The organism is Ruminococcus difficilis (assembly GCF_016680995.1).
In genome coordinates this window covers 1-1,301 of the sequence record NZ_JAEQMG010000102.1, presented here as the reverse complement: position 1 = coordinate 1,301, position 1,301 = coordinate 1, and the positions used below count along the sequence as shown (strand labels likewise).

Genomic DNA, 1,301 nt, shown 5'->3' with positions numbered 1-1,301 from the left:
CCGAAGATGTACTCGTTCTCTTCGCCTGCGCACTCAGCGATCTCGATGTTCGCGCCGTCCCATGTGCCGAGGGTAACGGCACCGTTGAGCATGAACTTCATGTTGCCTGTACCGGAAGCCTCGAGGCCAGCGGTCGAGGTCTGCTCGGAGATATCGGCAGCGACAACGATCTTCTCAGCGTAGGATACGTTGTAGTTGGAGATGAAGTAAACCTGGAGCTTGTCCTTTGTATCGGGATCGTTGTTTACGAGGTTAGCGATCTCGGTGATGTACTTGATGATAGCCTTTGCTCTCGCATAGCCGGGAGCAGCCTTCGCGCCGAAGATGAAGGTTGTAGGAGTCCAGTTGGGCAGCTTGCCTTCCTTGAGGCGGAAGTAGATAGCCATGATCGAGAAGGCGTTGAGGAGCTGTCTCTTGTACTCGTGGAGACGCTTTACCTGTACGTCAAAGATGGTGTCGGGGTTGATATCATAGCCGTCCATCTTCTTGATGTACTCGGCGAGCTGCTTCTTCTTTGTAGCCTTGATGTCGTTGAACTTGTTGATGGTTCTCGCGTCGAGGCATTTGTTGAGAACAGAGAGCTTGGAGAGGTCGGTGAGCCACTCGTCGGAGCCGACCTTCTTGGTGATAAGCTCGCTCAGCTCGGGGTTGCAAAGACCCAGCCAGCGGCGCTGTGTGATACCGTTTGTCTTGTTGAGGAAACGCTCGGGATATACCTCGTACCACTCCTTGAGAAGATCTCTCTTGAGGATCTCGGTGTGGAGCTGTGCTACGCCGTTTACATAGGTGCCGGCATAGGTTGCGAGTCTTGCCATATGAACAACGTTGCCGTCGATAATGCGCATCTTAGCCTTCTTGTCCTCGGAAACGCCCTTAGCGGTGAGCTCTTCCTGGCACTTGTTGGCGATGAGCGCGATGATGTCGTAGATTACGGGGATAACCTGGTTCATCAGGTCTGCAGGCCACTTCTCGAGAGCCTCGCCGAGAACGGTGTGGTTGGTGTAGGAGCAGGTCTTTCTCGCGATCTCGAAAGCCTCGTCAAAGGTCATGCCCTCGATCTGGAGAAGTCTTACGAGCTCGGGAACGCAGGATACGGGGTGAGTATCGTTGAGCTGGATAGCGTTCTCTTTTGCGAAGAAGCTGAAATCATTGCCGTGCTTAGCCTTGTAGCGGCGGATAATATCCTGAAGCGAAGCGGAGCAGAAGAAGTACTGCTGCTTGAGTCTGAGCACCTTGCCCTCGTACTTGTTGTCGTTGGGATAGAGAACCTTGGAGATATTCTCGGCGTCGTTCTTCTCCTT

At 53.4% G+C, this 1,301-nt stretch carries 1 protein-coding gene; it reads right to left on the bottom strand.

Going from position 1 to position 1,301, the window contains the following annotated elements; all coding sequences use genetic code 11:
* The coding region (gene glgP, locus JKK62_RS09965) for a glycogen/starch/alpha-glucan family phosphorylase (protein ID WP_201427762.1) at positions 1-1,301 on the bottom strand (1,301 nt) is incomplete at both ends.